Origin of the sequence: Flavobacterium terrisoli (assembly GCF_030167905.1) — a bacterium.
GTDB classification, from domain to species: domain Bacteria; phylum Bacteroidota; class Bacteroidia; order Flavobacteriales; family Flavobacteriaceae; genus Flavobacterium; species Flavobacterium terrisoli.
The window spans coordinates 139,527-164,438 of the sequence record NZ_JARGNA010000008.1 but is presented as its reverse complement, the minus strand read 5'-3'; the positions used below and the strand labels follow the sequence as shown (position 1 = coordinate 164,438).

Here is a 24,912-nt window from a genome sequence, read left to right as displayed (position 1 = left end):
TAAAAAATTACCTTTTTAAAGAGAAGTGTGCCCTGAATTCATTCCATTGCGCACCATTTTGATATTCCACTTTGAACCAATAATCAGTAGCTGGCATCAGATGGCCATTATAAGTTCCGTCCCAACCTTCACCGGAAGTACTGATTTGTTTCAATAGTTTTCCATAACGGTCAAAAATGTACAGTTTGGCCGGTCTGTTGGCTAGCCCGGTTACATTCCAGGTATCGTGATAACCATCTCCGTTTGGCGTAAAGTAATGCGGATAGTCAATGGTTAGAACATTTTCGATTACAATTTCACCACAACTGGTATTGCCCTTTACATCGCGAATCGTTATCGTATGAGGATGTAATGTTGCGTTTTCAAAAACATTGCTGCTTTGGAACGGACCATCATCCAAACTGAATTCATACTGTCCATAACCAACCACATTAACCGTTATGATTTGGTTGTCACCAAAAGGATTACTTACCGTATAGGCTGGTTCGCTCGCTTGAGCCGGACCGGATTGGATTACGGTAAAAGTATTGGAAACTAGCGAAGTACATCCCAATAACGGCGGGTTCAAACTGGTGGCAATGACTGTATAATCTCCCGGAGCCACAGCGGTAATGTCATAAGTTGAACTTGTCGCACCCGGAATTACCACACCATCAAGTGACCATGCAAAAGTATAATTTGGATTGGTGATGCCGCTGTTTAAGGTCAAGCCACTTAGTAAAATATTGGTTCCATATTCCACACAAATGGTATTGGCAGCAGAAGTGATTTGCGGTTCTGCCAATGGTTCAACGGTTAAAACAAATGAAGCCAATTGGTAACAACCGGTGGTTGTATTTTCCACCCGAATCCATAGCGTATGGCTATATGCCTGATAATTGGCCAAATCTGTAATCGCATTTGTTCCGTTTTCAGCATCAGCCTGATTGTCATGGAAAGTCGTGTTTGCGCCGGTTTGACTGCCGATGATTCCGGAGATATACGCACTTAGGTCTAAAGTAAAATAGCCATCGTTTGTTCCGTCAGTATCACAAGTAGCAAAGTTAGCCGGAGCAACCGCAGTTGGTTTCGGATTCACAACTAAAGTAAATTGGCCACCATAATTCACACAACCAGTGGTATTATTAACCACCCGGATGTAAATAATTTGTGGATTGGTTTGATTGGTATAGTTGGTTGGATTTGCAATAGCATTTGTTCCCGATTGCGCAGAAGCAGCCGTGGTATAATAAGTAATCGTAAAATCTGTTGGCGATTGATTATTGCCCAACAGGGTTGGAGTAGTATCAGTCAAATCAAACAGAGCCTGACCATCAGTATCATCATCACAATTCTGAACGGTTAAAGGCTGAATGATTGTCGGTAACGGATTTACGGTTAAAGGTTGTTCTACCAATGCAAAACAATGGTTGCCCAGATAATCAATTCGGTTATTTTCAACGCGAATCCAAACGTTTTCTCCCACCAATGCCGCTGAAGGATTCATGATTTCATTGGTTTGTGTCATCGCATCTTCAGGACTCGGATAATAATGCAGCACTAAAGTAGGGTCACCATTGATGATTAAGGCAGCGTTAATGGTCAAATCAAATACTTCAAGCATATCACCGGTATTGTTCACGTCACATTGTGGTGCCAATGGGCTAAGGCCATTTGTGTTTGGTGTCGGAACCGGTAAAACCCTAATGTCTAAAGACGTATAACTTCTGCAGCCTTGTGCATTGGATACCATAACCCCGAGAGTTTGTACACCCGGTAAAATATTGGTATAGGCTATTGGATTGTCGATAGGAATGCTCAACGCAGTAACCGGATAACTTGGATAATAAGTTACCGTCATATTGACCTGACCTTGGGTAATCTCCAGTTCTTTCACGGTTAAATCAAAAGTAGTGTATTGATTGTTAGAGAAATCATCTGAATCACACAAACTTAAAGGCGTTGGCGTTGTCAAAAGCAATGGCGGATTCACCAATAATTCAAACGAACCAATAGCAAAACAATGCGAGGTATTATTTTCGATTCTCACCCAAATTATCTCGTGATTGCTGCCCACATAATTTGTTGCCGGGATAATTGGTGCAATTCCGTCTATGGCATCAGCCTGTGAGGTATAATAAGTTACCGTAAAATTAGAAGGGTTAAACTCTTGGGCAGCCAATACCATTGAGGTATTTTGAGTCAAATCAAAAAACATTGTTTGATTTTGGGTATTGTTGTCTTCATCACACTGTATCAGATCCGGAACATCAATTGGCATTATTGGTTGAGGTTCAACATTCAATTCTATAGGGATAATACTTCTGCAGCCATTGCTGTTGTCAAGGGCAGAAGCATAAATATACTGTACAAACGGACTGATATTGTCATAAGGACTAATCAATGGGTTGTTGCCTAACAGTGCGTCGGTTGCCGTTTCATGATAGGTAATGGTGTAATCGGCTCCCTGAAGAATGTCAACCGTTAAAGTAGTCAAATCAAATGTACTAAATCCGTCTTGATTACCATCACAAATCGTATAAGGTTCGTTTTGCGGAATAGGGCTTGGTAACGGTTCAACACGAAGATCCATCGTTGATAAAACCGAACATCTGGTGTTTGCATTTTCAACTTTTACCCAAATCGTCTGAACATAAGGTTCGACATTCGTATACAATAAAGGCAATTCATCTACATCTTCCAAAGCATCTGTTTCACTATAATAAAAACGAACATTCATGCCCATTTGACCTAATAATATATCTGAGATTTTTGAGGCTAAATCAAACTCTTCATAGCCCAACGGTAGTGAATAATCACAAAGGCTGTAAGGCGCATAATTAGGTTGGGTTGCTAATGGTAGAGGGTCTACAATTAATTGTAAAGTCACGATGTCATAGCAGCCGGTGGCATTGTTTGTAACACGAACCCAAATGGTTTGGGTATTGATGGTTTGGTTGATAAAAGCAGTAATATTGTTGATTGGATTATTATTCGACTGGGCATTAGACAAACTTGTAAAATAACCAATGGAATGTGTAGTCAAACTTATTGAACCCAATATTTGAAGCGTTCTTGTATTCAGATTAAAACTGGCAAATCCGTCATGATTGTCATCACAAATATGATAATCTTGTGGCTCAATCGCTTCAGGAGTTGGATTCACAATTAATTCCAAAGTAAGTATTTCATAACATCCCGAACTCTCAGTCGATTCAACCCTGATATAAATAGTCTGAGCATCAACATGGATATTGTCGTAAGCAGAAGGAGTTGGAATGGTTGTTCCATTAATTTCGGCATCCGTTACGGTCTCATGAAAACTAACCGGATAAGGAACGCCTCCGGTAACTGTCGGAATGACTTGTGTCAAATCAAAAGTACCAAAACCATCATTGTTCGGATCACAATAATATAAAGGTGCTATCGCATTGATTTGCGGTAAAGAATACACTATGATGGTTAATGTATTGGTCGTTGCACAAATGCCCACTGTTGGTGTAAACGTATAAGTTGTAGTCGCCAGGTTGTTGAGTGCCGGTGACCAGGTTCCTGCGATTCCGTTATTGGAAGTGGTTGGCAAAACCGATAAAGTTCCACCGGAACAAATCGGAGCCACCGCATTGAATGTTGGCGTAATGTTTGGATTAACTGTAATCGTTAACGTTGTTGATATCGCACATTGTCCTGCGTTTGGTGTGAATGTATAAGTTGTAGTGTTTGTATTGTCTAAAGCCGGAGCCCAAGTTCCCGTGATTCCGTTATTGGAAGTGGTTGGCAAAACCGATAAAGTTCCACCGGAACAAATCGGAGCGACAGCCGTGAATGTTGGAGTAATGTTTGGATTAACTGTAATCGTTAGTGTTGTTGATACCGCACACAATCCGGCAGTTGGCGTAAACGTATAAGTTGTAGTTGCCGTATTGTCTAAAGCCGGCAACCAGGTTCCTGTAATGCCGTTATTGGAAGTCGTCGGCAAAGCCGATAAGGTTCCACCCGAACAAATCGGAGCGATTGCTGTGAATGTCGGTGTAATGTTTGGATTAACTGTAATCGTTAGTGTTGTTGATACCGCACACAATCCGGCAGTTGGCGTGAAAGTATAAGTTGTCGTAGCAGTATTGTTTAAAGCCGGTGACCAGGTTCCGGTTATTCCATTATTGGAAGTCGTTGGTAAAGCGACTAAAGCTCCGCCCGAACAAATCGGGGCCACAGCCGTAAATATCGGAGTGATATTCGGATTTACGGTAATGGTTAAGGTCGTTGGCACCGCACACAATCCGGCCGTTGGCGTGAAAGTATAAGTTGTAGTTCCCGTATTGTCTAAAGCCGGCGACCAGATTCCGGTAATTCCATTATTGGATGTTGTAGGCAAAGCCGATAAAGTTCCTCCCGAACATATCGGAGCTACAGCCGTAAATGTTGGAGTGATATTCGGATTAACGGTAATGGTTAAGGTCGTTGGTACCGCACATAATCCTGCAGTTGGTGTAAAAGTATAAGTTGTTGTGTTTGTATTGTCTAAAGCCGGAGCCCAGGTTCCGGTAATGCCGTTATTGGAAGTCGTTGGCAAAGCCGATAAGGTTGCGCCATTACAAATAGGAGCCACAGCAGCGAAGGTTGGCGTGATATTCGTGTTAACCGTAATCGTTAAGGTTGTTGATACCGCACATTGTCCGGCTGTCGGGGTAAATGTATAAGTTGTGGTTGCGGCATTATTAATTGCCGGAGCCCAGATTCCTGTAATTCCGTTGTTGGAAGTCGTTGGCAAAGCCGATAAGGTTGCGCCATTACAAATAGGAGCCACAGCAGCGAAGGTTGGCGTGATATTCGGGTTAACCGTAATCGTTAAGGTTGTTGATACCGCACATTGTCCGGCTGTCGGGGTAAATGTATAAGTTGTGGTTGCGGCATTATTAATTGCCGGAGCCCAGATTCCTGTAATGCCGTTATTGGAAATTGTTGGCAAAGCCGATAAGGTTCCACCGGAACAAATTGGTGCTACTGCTGTAAATGTCGGAGTGATATTGGTGGCGACAGTAACTGTTGCCGTTGCGCTGCAGCTATTATTGTCAGTATAAGTTATAATCGAAGTGCCATTTGAAACACCGGTTACTAATCCTGAACTATTAACGGTTGCAACAGTTGTGTTGGAAGAAATCCAAGGCGAAACTACAGCCGGAGTTCCCGAACCGCTAAGCTGAGAAGTGCTGCCATTACAGAAAGTCAGAGTCCCAATGATGGTTGGATTCGGATTTACGGTAATGGTTAAGGTCGTTGGCACCGCACACAATCCGGCCGTTGGCGTGAAAGTATAGGTTGTGGTTGTTGTATTGTTAAGTACAGGAACCCAACTTCCGGTAATTCCGTTGTTGGAAGTCGTTGGCAAAGCCGATAACATTCCACCGGAACAAATTGGCGCTACCGCAGTAAATGTCGGAGTGATATTCGGATTAACGGTTATAGTCAATGTTGTAGATAATGCACATTGTCCGAAAGTTGGTGTAAATGTATAAGTAGTGGTTGCCGTATTGTCTAAAGCCGGCGACCAGGTTCCGGTAATTCCATTATTGGAAGTCGTCGGCAAAGCCGATAAGGTTCCGCCCGAACAAATCGGAGCGATTGCTGTGAATGTCGGTGTAATGTTTGGATTAACGGTAATGGTTAAGGTTGTTGGCAGCGCACATAATCCAGCCGTTGGCGTGAAAGTATAAGTTGTCGTAGCAGTATTGTTTAAAGCCGGTGACCAGGTTCCGGTAATTCCATTATTGGAAGTCGTCGGCAAAGCCGATAAGGTTCCGCCGGAGCAAATCGGAGCCACAGCCGTGAATGTTGGTGTGATATTCGGATTAACGGTAATCATTAAAGTCGTTGATACCGCACATTGCCCTGCTGTCGGAGTAAATGTATAGGTTGTGGTTGCAGTATTATTAAGCGCTGGCGACCAGGTTCCGGTTATTCCATTGTTGGAAGTTGTTGGCAAAGCCGATAAGGTTTCACCGGAACAAATTGGAGCTACAGCGGTAAATGTCGGCGTGATGTTAGGATTAACGGTAATGGTTAAAGTGGTTGGCACCGCACATTGACCAGCCGTTGGCGTAAAAGTATAAGTTGTCGTAGCCGTATTGTTTAAAGCCGGAGCCCAGGTTCCTGTAATGCCATTGTTGGAAGTCGTTGACAAAGCCGATAAAGTACCGCCCGAACAAATCGGAGCTACAGCAGTAAATGTCGGAGTGACATTTGGATTAACGGTAATGGTTAACGTTGTTGGCACCGCACATAATCCGGCCGTTGGTGTAAATGTATAAGTAGTGGTTGCCGTATTGTTTAAAGCCGGCGACCAGGTTCCGGTAATTCCATTATTAGATGTTGTTGGCAAAGCCGATAAGGTTGCACCTGAACAAATCGGAGCTATCGCGGTAAATGTCGGAACAACATTTGGATTAACGGTTATCGTTAACGTTGTTGGTAATGCGCACAAACCGGCAGTTGGTGTAAATGTATAAGTAGTAGTTGCCGTATTGTTTAAGGCAGGTGACCAGGTTCCGGTAACTCCATTATTGGAAGTCGTTGGCAAAGCCGATAAGGTTCCGCCGGAACAAATCGGAGCGACAGCCGTAAATGTCGGAGTGACATTTGGGTTAACAGTAATCGTTAAGGTTGTTGGTATCGCACATTGTCCTGCAGTTGGTGTAAAAGTATACGTTGTGGTTGCCGTATTGTTTAAGGCTGGCGACCAGGTTCCTGTAATTCCGTTATTGGAAGTCGTAGGCAAAGCGGCTAAACTTGCGCCGGAACAGATTGGATCCACAGCAGTGAAAGTTGGTGTGGTGGTTGCGGCAGTTACATTAATAGTGACTGTGTCAGTTGTGGTACATCCAACACCATTGTTAGCTGTCAAGGTGTAAGTCGTAGTTGCTGTTGGACAAACTGTTGGACTTAACGTAGTTGAGTTGGTCATTGCGGTTGTAGGTGACCAGGTAAACGCAGGCAGATTGTTGTTGAACTCAATCGACCAACTATTTATTGTGCCTATATCACCGCCAACATCATCCTGAACAAAAAGCTGCCATGTTCCATTAGCATTGCTGCCGTTTAATAAACTGAAAGCCTGTTCGGGAGAAAAGGTTCCTGTAAATGGAGCGGCACCGGCAGTTATGGCTGTACCGGCAGTTGGCGTAAAGCAGGTATTGGTATAATTGTCCCCTAATCCACCATTGTCTGTTGACAGCTCGATGGTTGTGCCATTGGGCGCTACCAGAAAAATATCTAAATCCGAATCCCAGGGATGGGTTAAATTAATACAAACAGAATTTATTGAAGCATTTGCGATAGTAACTGGTGAAACTCCCGAAACAGTGATTGGTGCATTAACTCCGGTAGTGCTTCCGTCAGGAATGGCATAGGAATTAGTATTTGAAAAAGAAACGGGGCCAACAGATCCAACTGCATTTGTAGTTCCGCCCAGGGTAATGCAATTACCCGAACAAACTGTGCCACCGGTTCCTGCATCAACAGTAGGCAATGGGTTTACCGTTACCGATTGGGTTATGGCATTTTGACAACCACCTGGAACAGCGGTAAGCAATAAGGTTACATTATAAGTGCCTGCTGCTGCATACGTATGTGATGGGTTTTCCAAATTGGAAGTAAAACCATCGCCGAATGTCCAGTTGTAGGTGAAATTTCCATTGGTGGTATTGGTGAATTGTGTGGCATTTCCAACACAAGCCGTTGTTGCGGTAAAAGTTGGATTCGGACTGGCGAAAGTAGCGGTTGTTCCTCCAAAACTCATCGTAAATCCAGCCGAAGAGGAAGCGGTATAACGATCGACTAAAATAGTATAAGTTTGCCCGGCTGTAACTGCCAGACAAGCATTACATTGTCCTCCGGCGCAACCTAATCCGGTGGTTCCGGCCACACCTGTGGTTGGGCTCCAGTTACAGGATAATTCTGTTCCGGGACAGCTCGAAGAGGTATTGTAAACTGCAAAATCATAATCTATGACTGCAGTCGGGGTAATGGCAAAGCATAAATTTCCGCTTGTGGCTACTGTAAAGGTGTACCAATTGGAGGCTCTTTCTCCTGGCGCACCAAAGCAACTTGGATTTTCCTGACTGACACCAACGCCACCGATTCCATTTGGAACAGTAATATTAGAAGTGTTACATAACGTTTGTGCGGTGGCACAATCCTGAACAGGAAGTGGCGGTCCGACCGGTAAAGTTTCCTGAGCACAAATTCCAAAAGTTCCCGTGCTATTTCCATTTCCGTCTATAACGATATAATAAGTATTCCCGATGGTTAATCCGTGAAGAATGACATTGGTATGAAAAAGACCTCCACCGGTGTTGATATCTTCCTGACAGGCTATTTGGGTTAATGAACCACAGCTACCACTAAAAACAGCTATTTGTGTATTGGCTAAAGTACCTCCGAAATTGGTTGAAATTTCAATATCGGCTGTGGTAGCCGTAAACGAAAACCACACACTATGGCTCATGCTGTTGGGCAACCAACAGGCAGGAGTTGCCGGATCTCCGGTGGTTGTAGCAGCCACATTTGTATAAAGGATTGAGTTACAGGAACCGGCAGTAACCGTTATTGGAATTGCTGCACCACAGGTATCATTGGAAGGTTGGGCATAAGCCGGTGTGGTGAGACATAAAGCCGCGAAAATAACCAGTAAATATGGACATTTGAGTTTCATATTTGAGTTTATTTTTTTCTGGAGGAATATTGCAATTGTCGCATGTATTCTTCTCTGCTAACCGGTTTGTCATTGATGATATAAAAAATTTCAGGAGAAACTTTTTGATCTTTGGGTAAGGCTGTTTTTTCGAAAATCTCTTTTGGAGTATCAGCTCTTACTATTTGGATATTTTTTGAATTATTACCTGATTGGAATAAAAAATCATCCCAATTATAAATCCCGTTGTCAACATAGATGGTGTCACCTTTTAAAGCAATTTCATAAGCAGCCAACAAAGTCAGTTTTGGAGCATCGGATGACAAGCCATTATTAGAATCGTTTCCAATGGTGGAAGTATATAAGTCTCCTTTTGTCGAAAAATCGTTTACATAAATATCTTTTGCATAAAATAGTTGACTGAAAAGCACAAAAAGGACTGATATGCAGGTTTGGGATTTCATTTTTTTAGTATTATTGAATCATTAGTTTAATTGGTTTTTTAGTGTGAAAACAAATGTTTTGTATGGATTATTTTAAAAATAATATTGTAAACTCTGTTAATTGTTTGATAAAAAAAGAATAGCATCCAAATGTAGCTACTTAGCCTCAAGCAGTCAAATTAAATAGATAAAGTGTTCTTAAATTCTGATGTAATCATCAATTCTTCTTTATAAGCGCCTAATTAGTAGCTAATTTCATCCGAAGTGCATAAAAGAATGGTTGTTCAGGTTGGTCTGCCTGAGTTTTAAGTTTTGATAAAAACCAAAGCTTTTATTTAACCGTAAATAGGTTTGTTACGAAATCGTTTTCGCGGCTTTTTGTTAATGATTTCATAAAAAAACACTAAATACAGCCGCTTGAAATGAATAATTATTCGATAAAAGTCACAAATACACTATTAAATGCAATAAAAGTGTAGTTCGTAGAGTTTTTAGGTCGAACATCGGGAAAATTGTAGGATTAATAGCTTGCAGAGTAGCTTTGCTACCTGATTTTATCCCAAATCTAAAAAAAAGCAAATTATGAAAAGAAAATTATTTTTATTAGTCATTGTATTAGGTCTAATCCAGGAAGTTTCTGCGCAGTGTACTTTAACCGGTTCACCAAACGTAAATTCTAGTACGATTACGTGTAGTACATTTTCAGGATGTACCACGATTTATATTGGAAATGGTACAAATGCAACTAATTTGGTGATGAATCAAAATTTGGATCTTAGTTGTTATGGTGCGATTCAGTTTGTTATCAGAAACAATGCTAATATTGATTTTTCTACCGGAAATTACAATTTGTCTCTGGCAGCCGGTTCTTCAATCGTTGTGGAAAGCGGTGGAAATATAAGTGCAGGAAGTAACTGTAGTGCCTCTGACCTTATTAAAATTGGCTCGATTAAAGTGGCTTCCTGTAATGGAGGTGGAGGAGCAATCACAGATTTCCCTACTTTGGTTTCTGATGGAGGATTTAATGTGGTTATTGCTTCTGCAACTTCAATTTGTGGTTCAGGTACTTCAGTGATTACAGCTTCGCAAAATCCGGCACCAACTTCTTCTACAACATTTAAATTTTATACCGTTTCCTCAGGAGGCAGCCCTTTTTATACAACAACGGCTACCACGAGTCCATATACTGTGACTTATACAACAGGTGTTTTGTCTTCAACCACTACTTATTATGTTGAAGCAGTAACTGTTTCAACCAGTGCAACAACACCAAGAAAAGCAGTTCAGGTAACTGTTAATCCGATACCGGTGGCACCATCAGTGACTTTAACACAGCCAACCTGTAGTGCACTCGGAACAATTACCGTAAACAGTCCAACGGGTTCGGGAATGACCTATAGTATCGATGGTTCAACTTATACCAACACTACCGGAGTTTTTACTTCAGTACCGACTGGGACTTATAATGTAACGGCCAAAAATGCAGGATGTATTTCAGCAACAACCAGCACTACTATTAATGCACAACCGGTAACTCCGGCACAACCAACCGTTGGTGGTTTAACACAACCATCATGTACTTTAACATCAGGAAGTTTTATCATAACCAATTATAATGCTGCTTATACTTATGCTGTTTCTCCTTCAACCGGAGTTTCAATATCAGGTTCGACAGTGACAGCACCAGCCGGAACTTATACTGTTACAGCAACATTAGGTTCTTGTACTTCAATAGCTTCAGCTAATGTTGTTATTTCACAACAGCCAACGAATACCTGGAATGGTTCAGTATGGTCAAATGGTACACCAACATCGGCTCAAAAATTGGTGTTTTCAGGGAATTATTCTTCCGCCGGAAATGTATCAGGATGTTCATGTCAGGTGACTTCAGGAACTGTTGTTTTCAATTCAGGTCATACTTTAACGTTAACTAACGATGTTTCGGTTAGCCCAGGTGGTTCTTTGACTTTTGAAAACAATGCCAGTTTAGTTCAGACTAATGATTTTGCCTCTAATTCAGGGAATATTGTATACAAAAGAAATACAGCGCCAATGAAGTTGTATGATTATGGTTATTGGTCGTCACCAATAAGCAATGCGACTTTAAGCCAAGTGCCTGGTGATTCTTATTTCTATTCATTTAGCCCAAGCATTAATAATTTTGTGTATCAAAGTGTTTCTGCCAGCATGACTCCGGGAGTAGGATATCTTGCGAGAGGTCCTGAAAATTTAACTTATAGTCCGAGTTTAGTTTTACAGGCTACTTTTATCGGAACGCCAAATAATGGGATTATTACAACGCCTATCATAAAATCAACAGGAACTAATAATTTAATTGGGAATCCATATCCGTCAGCGATTGATATTGATTTATTCATTACCGATGCAGCCAATTCGGGTGTGGTTAACGGAACAATTTTCCTTTGGACCCACAATACAGCCATTACCAATAATAATTATACGGCTAATGATTATGCGAAGTATAATTTAACCGGTGGTGTGGCAACAGCGACTGCCGCAATTACTGGCGGAGCTACTCCATCAGGTAAAGTGGCAGCAGGTCAGGGTTTCTTTATCGAAGCCAATACAGCATTAGGAAATGGAACTTATTCGGCTACGTTTAAAAATTCGATGAGAATTTCTGGTAATAACAATCAGTTTTTCAGAACCAATGCTCCGGTAGCTAACAATGATGGCGGTTCAGTTTCTCAAGGTTTAGAGAAAAACAGGGTATGGGTTTCATTGAGCAACAGCGAAGGCGCTTATAACGAAATGCTTGTGGGTTATATTCAAAATGCTACAAACGATTTTGATCCTTTATTTGACGGAAAAACAACTCCGGTTGGAAATGCAGTTGCCATCTATACAACTGTTGGCACCACAGATTTATCGATTCAGGGTAAAGCTTTGCCTTTCTCAGCAGAAGATATTGTACCTTTCGGATATTCAACCACGATTGAGGGCAACTTAACCATCAGTTTAGAGAATTTTGATGGTGTATTTGAAAATCAGGATGTATATTTATTGGATAAAAATACCGGTCTTTACCATAATTTAAAAAATGGAAATTATACCTTTACTACTGTAAACGGAACATTCAATGACCGATTTGAATTGAGATATACGACTCAGGCTTTAGGAACTGATACACCAACAGTTTCTGATAACGAAATCAAAGTAGTTTCAAACAGCAATGGTCTTTCTGTGTATTGTGCTTCAACAGCGATTACCAAAGTGGAAATGTTTGATGTACTTGGAAAACAGTTATTCAGCAAAGGCAATTTGTCAACCCATGCTTTGGAAGCTATCCAACTGCAAAGCGCACCACAAATGCTATTGGTAAAAGTTACTTTAGATAACGGTCAAACTTATACAAAGAAAACGTTGATACAATAACTAACCCTGTTATCCTATCAGCTACCACCTTTATCGCAAGATTTGGGTGGTTTTTTGTTTTTAAAAGTAATTTGTAACTGCATTTTTTCGTACTTTTAATATCCATTAATTTCTTGAGAAGTAGAGGTGTAGCTATTTCCTTTGCTTCGCGCCGGCAATCCGCATTTTTGTTTGTTTAGGTCAATGCCAATTGCCATTAACTAACCTTAATCAATTAAACAAAAGCAGTATGGAAAAACACGATTTACTACACGAGTTTCCTGAATTCAAGGACAAAATACACGAATTGAAAATTTCAGATGAGCACTTTAGGGAATTATTTGATGAGTATCACAAAGTAGAACATCACATTCACCGCATTAATATGGGGTCGGAAATTGCCAATGACAATTTTGTCCACGAATTGAAGGCTAAATTGTTATACATGAAAGACGAAATTTACGCCCATTTGAATAAAAAGAACTGAGCACTTTTTTATTGAGTCAGAAGCCACTTCTCTTAATGTGGCTTCTGACTTTATCAAACTACTCAGTATATTCCAGAATATCTCCGGGTTGACAGTCCAATGCTTTACAAATGGCTTCAAGCGTACTAAAACGAATCGCCTTGGCCTTTCCTGTTTTTAAGATAGAAAGATTGGATAATGTCAAATCCACTTTTTCTGAAAGTTCATTCAACGACATTTTCCGTTTGGCCATCATCACGTCAAGATTTACAATAATCGGCATAGCTTATATGGTTAGTTCGTTTTCGTTTTGAATATCTACCCCTTTTTGGAAAATAGTCGCAATAATATAGATCACAGCGCCCATTATAATAAAGGCCTGACTGTCGGCCCAAAATTGGTTTAAGTTGTCTGGAACAAAACCGTGATGCATTAAACTTTTAACCAACTGTTGGGCAATGTAACTTAAGAGTCCAATAGAAAGGGTATAATAACTCATTAGTGAAATTTGTCTCGCCACAAAAGTGTTGAACGGTTTTGACAAATCCATTTTGTGCATTAGCCTGATCACGGTATAAAACAGACAAGCTTTTAAAATTGAAATGATTAGAATGAAGCTATAGATGCCAAAAAACACTAATCTACTGTCATTATACATTTGAGTTAAGTCCAACTTTTGATAAAGATTTTGGACAAATTCCGGATTATACAAACTGAAAAAGAAGTTTACCAGTAAGCCTCCTGCTTCAATGGATAAGCCAACAAAAATGAGCCAAGCCACAATGTATAAGCCCCAAAATACGAAGTTGTTTGTTTTCGACATAATTATTTAAGTTTAAAATTATGTGGCTAAAATAATAAAAATTTATCGATAAACAATAAAAATGTATTTTTATTTGATAAAATTGTATACCAAGGTGATTTCTGTGCTTTGGATTAACTTCATAATCTTTTATTTGGTTTTGGATTCTGTAGCGCTGTTATGGTCAAAACTAAAAACCTCTTTCAGCAACCATTTTCCATCGATCAATAGGTACAAATGCGTAAACTTTGCGATGCCTGTAATTACATCTGCTTTATTGGGTTCCCGGATATAAAATTCGTGGATGCCATTTTGAATGACGCCGTATAAAACCCCATTATCATACATTGGAAATACTTCTAAGCTTTCCGGGATGACTTTTCGGATTGGTTTTTTGTTGGGCGTTGAGCACAGATTTTGTTTGGTTCTTTCAAAAAAGGTCTTTCGGTCCTGAACACCGCCTTTGTCGTGGTAAAACATTAGGTCTTTGTGAATGGTTTTATCAAGATAGTCCAGGTCGCATTGGTTGAAGCCACGTTCAAAGAAAGTACTGTCGACTTTTTTCATCGTCAGGAAAAGTTCGGAAGTTTTAGAAACCTGTGCTTTTATTACTGTGGTAGATATTAATAAAAATAAGCTGAATGCCAGTTCTTTTTTCATGTTTAGTTTTTTATGTTTCTACTCTAATTCCTCACAATCGAAGTTATGAATTTTCAGCAGATTTATCATTATCAAAGCAATATCTTCTTCGCTGTCAATGCGCAAAATCTTGTCACAGTCTTCAAGGTCAAAATTCCATTCGGCATTCGGCAGTATTTTGTCTATATGTGGTTTAAGCTTTTTAGCTTGTTTTTTATTTTTTACAGAGGTTTTAAAAACAAAAATCATTTTTTCGATAAAGTGGCCAATATGTTTTCCAATTGTTTCAAAGTCGCAGTGAATCCTTCGGTGAAGCCCATTTCAATCATTCTCTCCAAGCGTTCAAGCGATTCATTGTAAATGGTAATGCTGACTTTGGTGATGCCGTTTTGTTCACTGAAGGTATAATCCCATTCAGAACCCGGTAATTGAGGGTTTTCAGCGGCATCTGCAAAAGCATTGTGCATTTTGAAATTGGTTTTTGGCGTGATGGAAGTGTATTCCTGAAGTATCCAGCCTTCTTGTCCATCGGGACTTACCATGGCATAGAATCTTTTTCCGCCAACTTCAAAATTCATGTATTTTGTTTTGGCTCTGTAAGGTTCTGGCGCATTCCATTGGTCAAGGATTTCTTTTGTAGTAAAAGCGTCCCATACCAAGGAAAGATTAGCATCAAATTCCCGGGTGATATATACCTTTTGTGCTGCTTTGTCAACGGTGAAATCAAATAGTAAGTTGCTCATTTTTTCTGGTTTTTAATGGTTGATAATACTTTGTCCAATTGATTGAATTGGTTCTCCCAAATGGCTCTGTATTGCTCAAGCCATTGGTCTATTTCCTTTAGTTTTTTGAGTTCAAGTGAATAATAAATTTCCCGTCCCTGTTGTTCCTGTTTTACCAATTCGCATTCCGTTAGGATCTTGATGTGATTGGACACACCTTGTCTGGAAATATTAAAGTGTTCCGCCAGCGCATTGGGCGTCATGGCCTGAACAGCTATGAGACCAATTATGGCACGTCTTGTAGGATCGGCTATTCCTTGATATACATCTCTTCTCATCTTGATTTTTTTTAATTCGCAAGTAATCGTTTGCAAATATATATGCAAACATTCACTTGCGCAAGTTTATTTAACTTTTTTTATTTATTTGAAAATTTTGTTGCAAACGCAGGCTAAGGAATTGTACAGACCGCTGTTAGGAGACGTTGTTCCAGAAGTTAGTTTTTTGAAGTTAACCCAACCGGAATCAATAAACTGTCTCTATCATACATATTGATATAAATCTGCAATGTATCTGCGATGTCGTCCCAATATACTTTGTAAATGTCGAGCATTCCCTTCATACCTTTTTCTACGTTAGGAGTTTCAAAAAGGCAGCAACTACCATCTCTATAAAACCTAACTTTTTCACCATGTGGACCTTTTAATGCACTTAAAAATCGTCGTTCATTTTTTGGTCCCATACTTTCTGAACTACCTCCAACTTTAATTGGATTAGCTTCAGTAAATCCATAGCTTTTGTCAGAACTTTGATTTGTCAAGTGAAAATAGTCCAGTTCAATCTTTTCTTCTTTTTCTAAAACCGCTTTTTCTAATTGTTTTTGTTTATTATCACACGAAAGAAATAATACTAAAAATAAAGAAAGATATGTTTTCATAAGATTGGTTTTCAATGTTAAGCTAAGATACCAAAAAATATTATAGTCTATTCAACAACTGGAGTGTGTGCTGCAAAGACTTTTTGCTTTTCCAGCTTTGATGACCCGGAATAACATAATTGGGTTTGTATTTGCGTTGGATGTTTTTGATGGTTGTTGGCCAGGCTTTGACATTGGCATTCGCCATATTTCCTAAATCTCCGGCATCCGTGCTTTTCACCAGACAGCCGCCATAAAGCACTTTGTCTTTTCCAAACCAAACCACAATGTTATCAGGAGTGTGGCCTTCACCAGCATAGTAGGTTTCAAAAGTGTATTGGCCAAGTGTGAATTCAGTATCTTTTTCCAAAAGGAACTCCGCTCTTTTTTCACCTGTTGCCCGGCAAATCGCATCGGTTTGCTTAGTGGTATAGGTTTTTATGCCTTTCGATTTATAATATTCCAAACCACCGGTTCGATCTCCATGCGAATGTGTGGCAATGCAAAGCTTTACTTTCTGATGGTGCTTTTTTTGGATGCTGTCCAGTAAAGGCTGGAATTGGGTTTCGTCCCAAGGCGTATCAATCATTACGACTCCCTCATTAGTTACCAGATACAAACCATTCGCCGGAAATGGTGTTCCGTTATATAATTTATAGGTCGTATAGACATAAAAATCACCGGTGAGATGTGTGATCTCCAATTTTGGTTTTTCCGTTTGGCCAAAACCAACCATACTGATGAGCAAACATAAACAAGAATAGAAGCAACGCATAACAATAATTTAGGTTCACGAATTTAAGAAGAATTGGTCAATATTGTTTCTCATGAAGGTGAATTTAACCAATGTAAATTTAATTTAAACAGACTTTGGGTCTGCTAACAATTCGGGTACATTGGCAGTGCCATACTTAATAAATCAATGATTTTTAATTAATCTTACTATAAAACGGATGACGGTATTTTGTGGTCAAATAAAACTACACCATCATGTCAAAAAATTACACAACAAAAACCTTTTCTTTTCTCTTGCTGATGTTGGTTTCCACATTCTCCTGGGGCCAGACTTTAGTACACTATTGGAACTTTAACAACAACACTTCGGTGGCAGCGATTACAACGCCAACTTCTACACTGGGCGGTGCTGTTTTGAATGCCATTGCGGGAGGCATCAGTACCATTGATTTTGCCGGCGGAACCGGACAGAATTTTTCAGTTTTGAATTTGAATGCACGCAATGGAGATGCTTCAGGGGCACATTTGCGTTTCAATGATCCGATTGGCGGCGCTTTAGAGTTTGCCCTGCCAACAACAGGTTATGAAAATATCATCGTGAAATTTGCCACGCGTCGCTCGGGTTCAGGAGCAGGAACACAATCCTGGTCTTATTCTTTGGATGGAACCAACTATGTTGCGTTTACAACAGTAATTCCGAATAACGGCGATCCTGCTTTGGCAACTTTAGATTTTTCTGCCATCAGCGGAGCCAACAACAATCCGAATTTCAAATTAAAAGTGGAATTCTCACAAGGCACCGGCGGAACGGTCGGGAACAATCGCTTTGATAATTTTACGGTAGAAGGTACTACTTTTGGCGGAGCCGATACTATCGCACCGGTAGCCACTCTTTCGATTGTCAACGGAGCAACTAATGTTGCTACTACGGTTAATCCGACGATTAGTTTTAATGAAAATATTCGTTTGATGGACGACTCGGTCATCGACAATACTAATGTTGATGCTTTGGTGGAATTGCGTTTGAATGACGCTTTAGGAACTGAAGTGTCTTTTGATGCTACGATTTCAGGGAATGTGATTACCGTTGTTCCTGCTGCTTCTTTAGCGAACGGACAGTTGTATTATTTGGCTTTGGTTCCCAACGCCATCGAAGATGAAAGCAATAATGCGATTACAACAACACCAGCGGTTACTTTCACTACGGGAAATCCGGCTGCTGCTTTAGCCTCTAACTTTATTACCGTTAATGAAAATGCAGGCACATTATTTTTCAATATTACTTTGACCAGCCCGGCAACGAGTAGCGTAGATTTGGTGGTAAAAGGAACGCCTTTCAGTACGGCCGATGCCAATGATTTTACTTTGGTTACACAAACCTTAAACTTTACCGGTTCAAGTGCCTTGACACAAACGATTATCATTCCGATTATTGATGATATCCTTGAAGAACAACAAGCCGAATATTTTGTGTTGAGCCTCGAAAATCCTGTTGGATTAAGCCTTACCGGAAATACAACGGCAACGGTTTACATTAAAGACAATGACCGATTGGCACCAGTTCCGACTAACCAAATCGAATTGAACTATGTGGGTAGTTTTGATCCTTCGGGAGCCAATACCAGCACTTGCGAAATTGTGGTGCATGATCCGGTTTCCCAGCGCTTATTTACAACGAGTGCGATTGCCGGATTTTTGGATATTATCAATTTCAGTGATCCTACAACACCATCAGTGGTGACTTCAGTTGATATGAATGTTTATGGCGGCGTGACTTCGGTTGCGGTTAAAAACGGAATTGTAGCCGTGGCTTCGCCAAATGTGGACGAAGCATTAAACGGTTCGGTGGTTTTCTTTGATACCAATGGAACTTTTCTAAAACAAGTGACTGTTGGTGCCTTACCGGATATGATTACTTTTTCCCCTGATGGAACCAAAGTAATGACCGCCAACGAAGGCCAACCCAATGCCAATTACTCAGTTGATCCTGAAGGTTCGGTGAGTATCATAGATATTTCAGGCGGCATTCCTGCTTTGACGCAAGCCAATGTGACAACTTTATTGTTTACCGATTATAATACACAGGAAGCCGCGTTAATCACTTCGGGTGTGAGAAAATTAAAAGCAACCAGCACCATGTCTCAGGATTTTGAACCCGAATATATTACCATCAGTGCTGACTCTCAAAAAGCCTGGGTGACTTTACAGGAAAACAATGCAGTGGCCGAAATCAATTTGAGCAATAATACTTTTAACAGTCTTTGGGCTTTGGGAACGAAAGACGTAAACCTGCCAGGAAACGGTTTTGATATATCCGACAATAATGGCCAAGTATTGATTGCCAACTGGCCGATAAATGCCTTTTACATTCCTGATGCGATTGCCAATTATACTGTTGGAGGAACCACTTATTTGGTTACGGCCAACGAAGGTGACGAAAAGGAATACAGCGGTTTGAATGAAAGAACTACCGTTGGTGCTGCCGCTTATGGTTTGGATGCAACAGCTTTTCCAAATGCGGCTGTGTTAAAGCAATCGTACAATATGGGTCGCTACAGGGTAACCAACTTAAACGGAAATACAGATGCTGATGCAGAATTTGAAACCATCAATGCCGTTGGAACCCGTTCGTTCTCTATTTTTAATGCGGCTACCGGTCAATTGGTTTATGACAGTGGTGATGATTTCGAAATGTACACCTCGACTAATTTACCTACTATTTTCAATGCCGACCACGAGGATAATGCGGCTAAAGTAAGAAGCCGTGCTAAAGGTCCGGAACCTGAAGGGGTAACATTGGCACAAATAGGTACAGAAACTTTTGCTTTTATTTCGTTGGAAAGAATAGGAGGCGTGATGGTTTACAATATAACCGACCCGAACAATGCAATATTGGTAGATTACAAAAACAGCAGAAGCACTTCGGCTTATAGCGGTGATCATGGTCCGGAGGGAATTACTTATGTTACTTCGGAGAACAGCCCAACCGGTACTCCGTATATTTTAGTAGCCAATGAAATCAGCGGTACCATTACGATTTTTGAAGTGGATGCGAATGATTTATCAACACCAGATTTTGAGGGCAATGTTCCAACATTTGCGGTTTTCCCAAATCCTTCGGTAGATAACAGTTTGGTTTATTTTAACAGGACAGCCGATATTGAAGTATATGATATTTCAGGAAAATTGATTTTGGCACAGAAAGAAGCACAAACTTTAAATACAAAAAATTTTACATCAGGAATCTATTTGATTAAAACCTCTGAAGGAATAGTAAAGCGATTGATTGTTAAATAAATTGTGGGTTAGTTATCAATTGTGCAAGCCTCTGATGAAAGTCGGAGGCTTTGTAATTTCTGACATTAATAAATTACTGATAATCAGTGTTTTTATTTAAAATAAATTCTTTTTTAAAGCAACTTATCCATTTTATTAGTACTTTTATTCCACTATTTTTTGACCTGCTTTCGCATAATGGTAAAATTTTAAGCTTAGTAACTAACTATTAATTTAAAACCTTTACCTTATGAAAAAACTATTATTTATTGCGCTTGCACTTGTCCTTTTCTTGGGATGTAAAAAAGAAACTCCTGGCGAACCTACAGCACCAGCCGCATCAGATGCCGCAAAGCCAGACACTGAACAACAGGCTGAATTTACCGATGCAAAGTATACTGAGATTGGTAAAAAACACATGGCTGCCTTAGCCAGCGGTGATATGGATGCCTGGATGGGCGATTATGCCGACAATGCCAAATATTATTGGAACGCCGGTGATAGTTTGGTTGGAAAACCGGCTATTGATAAATTTTGGCGTGACCGAAGACTGAATATGATTGAAAGTTTAGTTTACAAGAATGATATTTGGTTCCCAATTAAAATCAACAAACCACAAAGGTTAGAAACACCGGGTGTATGGCTGATGAGTTGGTTTGAGGTTACTGTCAAATACAAAGGCGGTTCTTCTATGACCCAATGGATGCATATCTTGTATCATTTTGATGCCAATGACAAAATTGATGAGGTAGATCATTTTGCGGACAGAGTGCCAATCCAAGCCGCGATGCCAAAGAAAAAATAGATTTTACAACAACTTATTATAACGCCAAAATGTTTAAAGTAAAGTAGATTTGAGTAATTTTTTGAGTTTAAACGGAAAACCGTCCTGAGCAATTGAGACGGTTTTTTTATGTTGATAATTTATTTTATTAAAAAATACCGATTAGTATATTTTTGTTTACATTTGTTAAATATTACTTTCATTATGATTTCAAAAGCAGATCGCACCAGACAATTTATCATTGAAAAGACCGCACCTATCTTCAATAAGAAAGGCTATGCGTCAACGTCTTTGAATGATATGATTGAGGCTACCGGTTTGACCAAAGGAAGTATTTATGGCAATTTTGAAAATAAGGATGAAGTAGCACTGGCTGCTTTCGACTATAATTTCCAATCGGTTGTCAGTTACCTTAAAGAACGTATGGACAAGCACGAAAGCATTATTTCTAAATTATTGATCTATCCGCAAACGTATCGCAAATACCTCGAATTGCCATTTTTACACAGTGGTTGCCCGGTTTTGAACACGGCAGTCGAAGCCGATGATATGCATCCGCAGCTGAAGGTAAAAGCGGCAAATGCCATAGAGTTTTGGAGAAGTGCGATTGCTCGCCGTGTAAATGAAGGCATTATTTCAGGTGAACTCAAACCCGATATCAATATTGATGAGGTTTGTACTGTAATTATTTCGCTCATACAAGGCGGTGTGATGCAGACCAAAGTTACCGGAAATGTCGCTGCCTTAAAAGCAGGAATGGATTTTCTGGAAAATTATATACACAATTTGAAGAACTAAAAATTTTTATCATAAAATATACCGATTGGTATATTAAATATTTAAACTAAACCAAAAAACAATGAAAAATCTACTCAAAATGATGCTTCTGGGAAGCATGGCAGCAAGTACTGCTCAATCACAAACGGTAAAAGGATTCGATCATATCGAAAGTGTAGTGGCCGATGGTCGTTATTTGTATGCAGGCGATATTGGTAAAAACTTAACTCCCGATGCCAAAGATGGCGATGGTAAAGTGATCAAGCTTGACCAAAACGGAAAGTTAGTTGATGCAGCTTTTGCAAAAGAAACATTGAATGCTCCAAAAGGATTGGTGGTCAACAAAGACATTTTATTCCTGACAGATATCGACAGGGTAGTGGCCATTGATGTAAAAACCGGAGCAACTTTATACCAAATTGATTTTAGCAGGGATACCCATTTCCTCAATGATATTGCCGTTTGGGATAACAATACTTTATATGTTTCGGCTACGGATGTCAGCAAATTATACAAAGTCAATCTCCCGGATAAAACCTATACTGAAGTTGTAATTGACAAACCGATTGCCGGTATCAACGGATTGTTCTGTTTCAAAAAAGCCAATTTGCTTTATGTGAACGGTTTGGGAAATAATAATAAAGCCAATGGAGTTGTAGGTTATATCAATTTAAAGAATAACACTTTTACCCAACTTACCGCTGCGGAAGGAATTTATGATGGGTTATATGTTGCCAATGATGTGCTGTACACCAGCAATTGGGTAGCTTATGATAAGAAAGGAATTTTGCTTTCCATTCAATTGTCAAACCATAGAACCAACAGACTGCCAATGGACGAACTCATCGCCGGACCGGCTGATTTTGTTATAGAAGGAAACAGCTTTATTGTTCCTGCGATGTTATCCGGAGAGTTACATTTCCTACCTTATGAGAATTCACAAACGAGAAAATATTAAAATGATGACTATAACTCCAACATCCGTTTATACCATCCGATTTAGTGATTGTGATCTGTTTGGACATCTTAATAATGCACGTTATATCGATTATTTTTTGAATGCACGTGAAGATCATCTCAAAGAACATTACAATCTCAATTTGGCTGAATATTATCAAAAGAATATTTCCTGGGTGGTCGGCGGTCACGAAATTGCCTATTTGCGCCCGGCGGTTTACAATGAAGTGGTAAGCATTCAATCTACCTTACTGGAAGCCAATCCTGAATATCTGTTGGTTGAAACCCAAATGAAAAACGAAAGCCAATCCCATTTGAAAGCGATTATGCGAACCAAATTTGTCCCGATTGACATTAAAACCGGCAGAAAAGCACCTCATGAAAGTTCTTTTTTAGAATGGGCAAAAACGATAGAAAATATGGCTGTCGGTCAATACAATACTTTGCAGGAGCGCATTAATGATTTGCTCAAGGAAAAATCCTTGTCTAAAGAATTGGTGAAGTAATGACATAAAAAAAACGTCCCGATACTTCGGGACGTTTTTGCTTTTTTTTGCCGAAAAAGCAGCAATTTTATCGGTTAGGACCAAAATGGGGATTTTGGTGATTTTGACTTTTCTTCTCTTGACCATTAATATTGCTAACACAAATGTGGGTATTTATTATAAGATGCGTGTTCTATAATTTCGGCAAAATGTTATATAATTTTCATTTTATCCTCCAAAAGGTTGTGGCAGCGGTACAAACTCGGTTTCATTGGGCACTTTCGGAAACCGCTGTGCTTCCCAATCTGCTTTGGCCTGCTCAATCATTGCTTTGTCTGAATGGACAAAATTCCAATAAATAAAATGCTCTTCGGGAAAAGGTTCGCCGCCAAAAAGATACAGTATTGTGTTTTCACTCATTTCGAATTCACAAAGCGAAGTTTCTTTGGCGACCAATAATTGTTTGGTGCCATAAGTATTCCCATCATTGGTAATACTGCCTTCCAAAATATACATGGCACTTTCGCCATAGAGTTCGTGACCAATGTTGACTTTGGCTCGGCTGTCGCTCTTGATTTCAATAAAATACAACGGGCTGTACACCGGAACCGGTGATTTTTTGCCAAAAGCTTCTCCGGCAATCAGTTTAATGGTGACGCCATCCTGCAGCCATTCGGGTAAGTCCTGCGCTTCAACATGGGCAAAGGATGGTTCCATATTTTCCAAAGCTTTGGGTAAGGCAACCCAAATCTGCAACCCGTGTAAGCTTTTCTCGGTATTTCTTAAATATTCAGGTGTGCGCTCTGAATGGACTATGCCTTTTCCGGCAGTCATCCAGTTCACAGCTCCGGGTTTGATTTCCATTTCGGTGCCCAAACTATCCCGATGCATCATGGTGCCTTCGAATAAATAGGTGAGTGTGGATAAACCGATATGCGGATGTGGCGGAACATCTATATTTTGATGGTCTTTCATTTGCGCCGGACCCATATGGTCAATAAAAACGAATGGTCCAACGGCCCGCTTTTCGCGAAAAGGCAACAGCCTGCCTACTAAAAAGTTCCCGATATCTGCGGAACGCTCTTCTATAATGATTCCAATATTTGACATAAATTGAGGTTGTTTTTGGTCCTACTAAGTTAATCAATTTTGGCATAACAAAAACCGCAAAACTCAAAATGAGCCTCACGGTTTCTTCATCAATCAAAACTATCTTTATTGTTTCACGAATTGTACTTCGGCGTTTAATTTAATGTCTTCTCCAACCAATACACCACCGGTTTCCAAAGCAGCATTCCAGGTCAATCCAAAGTCTTTACGGTTGATTTTACCGTTTAATGATAATCCGATTTTGGTATTTCCCCATGGATCCTTCATTTGTCCGCTGTATTCGGCATCCAAAGCGATGTTTTTGGTCACGTCTTTAATGGTCAAATCACCACTGATTTGATATTCACCTTCATTTATTTTTTTCACACCGGTACTTTTGAAAGTCAGCTTGCCAAAGTTTTCTGCGTCAAAGAAGTCAGCACTTCTCAAGTGATTATCTCTGTCGTCATTTCCGGTGTTGATGGAATTAACTTCTGCGCTGAAGTTAATGTTTGAAGTTTCAAATTGCTCTTCCTCGTTTGCGATGTCAGCATCAAATAAATTGAACTTACCGGAAACATTGGTAAACATCATGTGTTTTACTTTAAAACCTACTTCTGAGTGTGTTGGGTCGATTGCCCATGTTGCTTTTGCCATTGTTTTTAATTTTTATGTTATGTTTTTAAATTTTTGTCTTTGTCATCAAAGCTGTTTTGATTGCTTCTTTTGAACAGGACAAAGTTATGGCGGGTTTCAACCTTACACACTTAACCTAGAT

Annotated in this window: 19 protein-coding genes; 7 read left to right on the top strand and 12 right to left on the bottom strand. The window is 39.9% G+C overall.

All coding sequences use genetic code 11. The features are described 5' to 3' along the window. Positions 1–7: 7 nt before the first annotated feature. Together P1K33_RS12560 and P1K33_RS12555 are read right to left on the bottom strand one after the other, a co-directional pair. Positions 8–8,689: an FIDD domain-containing protein gene (locus P1K33_RS12560; protein ID WP_284653332.1), complete on the bottom strand. Its 8,682-nt coding sequence runs from the start codon at positions 8,687–8,689 to the stop codon at positions 8–10. A gap of 8 nt (positions 8,690–8,697) precedes the next feature. Next, complete coding sequence (locus P1K33_RS12555) at positions 8,698–9,132, bottom strand: hypothetical protein (protein ID WP_284653331.1); 435 nt, start codon at positions 9,130–9,132, stop codon at positions 8,698–8,700. A gap of 561 nt (positions 9,133–9,693) precedes the next feature. Here P1K33_RS12555 and P1K33_RS12550 point away from each other — a divergent pair. Continuing rightward, positions 9,694–12,507: a RemA C-terminal-like gliding motility protein gene (locus tag P1K33_RS12550; RefSeq protein ID WP_284653330.1), complete on the top strand. Its 2,814-nt coding sequence runs from the start codon at positions 9,694–9,696 to the stop codon at positions 12,505–12,507. A 229-nt stretch (positions 12,508–12,736) separates the two neighbouring features. Beyond that, complete coding sequence (locus P1K33_RS12545) at positions 12,737–12,973, top strand: HP1242/YdcH family protein (RefSeq protein WP_284653329.1); 237 nt, start codon at positions 12,737–12,739, stop codon at positions 12,971–12,973. A 58-nt stretch (positions 12,974–13,031) separates the two neighbouring features. Here the strand turns inward: P1K33_RS12545 and P1K33_RS12540 are convergent, their stop codons facing one another. The 8 genes from P1K33_RS12540 to bla form a co-directional block, all read right to left on the bottom strand. Continuing rightward, complete coding sequence (locus tag P1K33_RS12540) at positions 13,032–13,235, bottom strand: helix-turn-helix domain-containing protein (protein ID WP_284653328.1); 204 nt, start codon at positions 13,233–13,235, stop codon at positions 13,032–13,034. A 3-nt stretch (positions 13,236–13,238) separates the two neighbouring features. Then, entirely contained in the window at positions 13,239–13,775 is a 537-nt protein-coding gene (locus P1K33_RS12535) for a DUF2975 domain-containing protein (RefSeq protein ID WP_284653327.1), read from the bottom strand. A gap of 129 nt (positions 13,776–13,904) precedes the next feature. Beyond that, positions 13,905–14,414, bottom strand: a complete 510-nt coding sequence (locus P1K33_RS12530) for a nuclear transport factor 2 family protein (protein ID WP_284653326.1) — start codon at positions 14,412–14,414, stop codon at positions 13,905–13,907. An 18-nt stretch (positions 14,415–14,432) separates the two neighbouring features. Then, positions 14,433–14,642, bottom strand: coding sequence for a hypothetical protein (locus P1K33_RS12525; protein WP_284653325.1), 210 nt, complete (start codon positions 14,640–14,642; stop codon positions 14,433–14,435). Next, the gene (locus P1K33_RS12520; protein ID WP_284653324.1) at positions 14,639–15,136 is read right to left on the bottom strand and encodes an SRPBCC family protein; all 498 of its coding nucleotides are present in this window, start codon (positions 15,134–15,136) and stop codon (positions 14,639–14,641) included. Before P1K33_RS12520 ends, P1K33_RS12525 begins: the two co-directional genes overlap by 4 nt. After that, positions 15,133–15,453 carry an ArsR/SmtB family transcription factor gene (locus P1K33_RS12515; protein ID WP_284653323.1) on the bottom strand — a complete coding sequence of 107 codons (321 nt, stop codon included), beginning with the start codon at positions 15,451–15,453 and terminating at the stop codon, positions 15,133–15,135. Before P1K33_RS12515 ends, P1K33_RS12520 begins: the two co-directional genes overlap by 4 nt. A 158-nt stretch (positions 15,454–15,611) precedes the next feature. Continuing rightward, positions 15,612–16,052, bottom strand: coding sequence for a 2-dehydro-3-deoxyphosphooctonate aldolase (locus tag P1K33_RS12510; protein ID WP_284653322.1), 441 nt, complete (start codon positions 16,050–16,052; stop codon positions 15,612–15,614). Positions 16,053–16,092: 40 nt separating this feature from the next. Then, the gene (bla, locus tag P1K33_RS12505; protein ID WP_284653321.1) at positions 16,093–16,806 is read right to left on the bottom strand and encodes a BlaB/IND/MUS family subclass B1 metallo-beta-lactamase; all 714 of its coding nucleotides are present in this window, start codon (positions 16,804–16,806) and stop codon (positions 16,093–16,095) included. 215 nt (positions 16,807–17,021) lie between these two features. Here bla and P1K33_RS12500 point away from each other — a divergent pair, with 215 nt between their 5' ends. From P1K33_RS12500 to P1K33_RS12480, 5 genes are all read left to right on the top strand, one after another. Further along, the gene (locus tag P1K33_RS12500; RefSeq protein WP_284653320.1) at positions 17,022–20,063 is read left to right on the top strand and encodes a choice-of-anchor I family protein; all 3,042 of its coding nucleotides are present in this window, start codon (positions 17,022–17,024) and stop codon (positions 20,061–20,063) included. A 229-nt stretch (positions 20,064–20,292) separates the two neighbouring features. Continuing rightward, complete coding sequence (locus tag P1K33_RS12495) at positions 20,293–20,847, top strand: nuclear transport factor 2 family protein (RefSeq protein WP_284653319.1); 555 nt, start codon at positions 20,293–20,295, stop codon at positions 20,845–20,847. A 183-nt stretch (positions 20,848–21,030) separates the two neighbouring features. Next, positions 21,031–21,624 (top strand): TetR/AcrR family transcriptional regulator, encoded by a 594-nt coding sequence (locus tag P1K33_RS12490; protein WP_284653318.1) that lies wholly within the window; start codon positions 21,031–21,033, stop codon positions 21,622–21,624. Between the two features lie 61 nt (positions 21,625–21,685). After that, the gene (locus P1K33_RS12485; protein ID WP_284653317.1) at positions 21,686–22,561 is read left to right on the top strand and encodes an NHL repeat-containing protein; all 876 of its coding nucleotides are present in this window, start codon (positions 21,686–21,688) and stop codon (positions 22,559–22,561) included. Position 22,562: 1 nt separating this feature from the next. After that, positions 22,563–23,066, top strand: a complete 504-nt coding sequence (locus tag P1K33_RS12480; RefSeq protein ID WP_284653316.1) for an acyl-CoA thioesterase — start codon at positions 22,563–22,565, stop codon at positions 23,064–23,066. Positions 23,067–23,273: 207 nt separating this feature from the next. On the opposite strand, the gene P1K33_RS12475 is transcribed toward P1K33_RS12480, so the two are convergent. Beyond that, positions 23,274–24,155 carry a pirin family protein gene (locus P1K33_RS12475; RefSeq protein WP_284653315.1) on the bottom strand — a complete coding sequence of 294 codons (882 nt, stop codon included), beginning with the start codon at positions 24,153–24,155 and terminating at the stop codon, positions 23,274–23,276. Positions 24,156–24,260: 105 nt separating this feature from the next. After that, the gene (locus P1K33_RS12470; protein ID WP_284653314.1) at positions 24,261–24,791 is read right to left on the bottom strand and encodes a YceI family protein; all 531 of its coding nucleotides are present in this window, start codon (positions 24,789–24,791) and stop codon (positions 24,261–24,263) included. Positions 24,792–24,912 lie beyond the last annotated feature (121 nt).

Coding starts and splice junctions, on each gene's coding strand:
- P1K33_RS12535 (WP_284653327.1), bottom strand. CDS start 13,775: ATGTCGAAAACAAACAACTTCGTATTTTGGGGCTTATACATTGTGGCT.
- P1K33_RS12540 (WP_284653328.1), bottom strand. CDS start 13,235: ATGCCGATTATTGTAAATCTTGACGTGATGATGGCCAAACGGAAAATG.
- P1K33_RS12560 (WP_284653332.1), bottom strand. CDS start 8,689: ATGAAACTCAAATGTCCATATTTACTGGTTATTTTCGCGGCTTTATGT.
- P1K33_RS12480 (WP_284653316.1), top strand. CDS start 22,563: ATGATGACTATAACTCCAACATCCGTTTATACCATCCGATTTAGTGAT.
- P1K33_RS12530 (WP_284653326.1), bottom strand. CDS start 14,414: ATGAAAAAAGAACTGGCATTCAGCTTATTTTTATTAATATCTACCACA.
- P1K33_RS12550 (WP_284653330.1), top strand. CDS start 9,694: ATGAAAAGAAAATTATTTTTATTAGTCATTGTATTAGGTCTAATCCAG.
- P1K33_RS12485 (WP_284653317.1), top strand. CDS start 21,686: ATGAAAAATCTACTCAAAATGATGCTTCTGGGAAGCATGGCAGCAAGT.
- P1K33_RS12490 (WP_284653318.1), top strand. CDS start 21,031: ATGATTTCAAAAGCAGATCGCACCAGACAATTTATCATTGAAAAGACC.
- P1K33_RS12515 (WP_284653323.1), bottom strand. CDS start 15,453: ATGAGAAGAGATGTATATCAAGGAATAGCCGATCCTACAAGACGTGCC.
- P1K33_RS12495 (WP_284653319.1), top strand. CDS start 20,293: ATGAAAAAACTATTATTTATTGCGCTTGCACTTGTCCTTTTCTTGGGA.
- P1K33_RS12470 (WP_284653314.1), bottom strand. CDS start 24,791: ATGGCAAAAGCAACATGGGCAATCGACCCAACACACTCAGAAGTAGGT.
- P1K33_RS12475 (WP_284653315.1), bottom strand. CDS start 24,155: ATGTCAAATATTGGAATCATTATAGAAGAGCGTTCCGCAGATATCGGG.
- P1K33_RS12520 (WP_284653324.1), bottom strand. CDS start 15,136: ATGAGCAACTTACTATTTGATTTCACCGTTGACAAAGCAGCACAAAAG.
- P1K33_RS12555 (WP_284653331.1), bottom strand. CDS start 9,132: ATGAAATCCCAAACCTGCATATCAGTCCTTTTTGTGCTTTTCAGTCAA.
- P1K33_RS12510 (WP_284653322.1), bottom strand. CDS start 16,052: ATGAAAACATATCTTTCTTTATTTTTAGTATTATTTCTTTCGTGTGAT.
- bla (WP_284653321.1), bottom strand. CDS start 16,806: ATGCGTTGCTTCTATTCTTGTTTATGTTTGCTCATCAGTATGGTTGGT.
- P1K33_RS12525 (WP_284653325.1), bottom strand. CDS start 14,642: ATGATTTTTGTTTTTAAAACCTCTGTAAAAAATAAAAAACAAGCTAAA.
- P1K33_RS12545 (WP_284653329.1), top strand. CDS start 12,737: ATGGAAAAACACGATTTACTACACGAGTTTCCTGAATTCAAGGACAAA.
- P1K33_RS12500 (WP_284653320.1), top strand. CDS start 17,022: ATGTCAAAAAATTACACAACAAAAACCTTTTCTTTTCTCTTGCTGATG.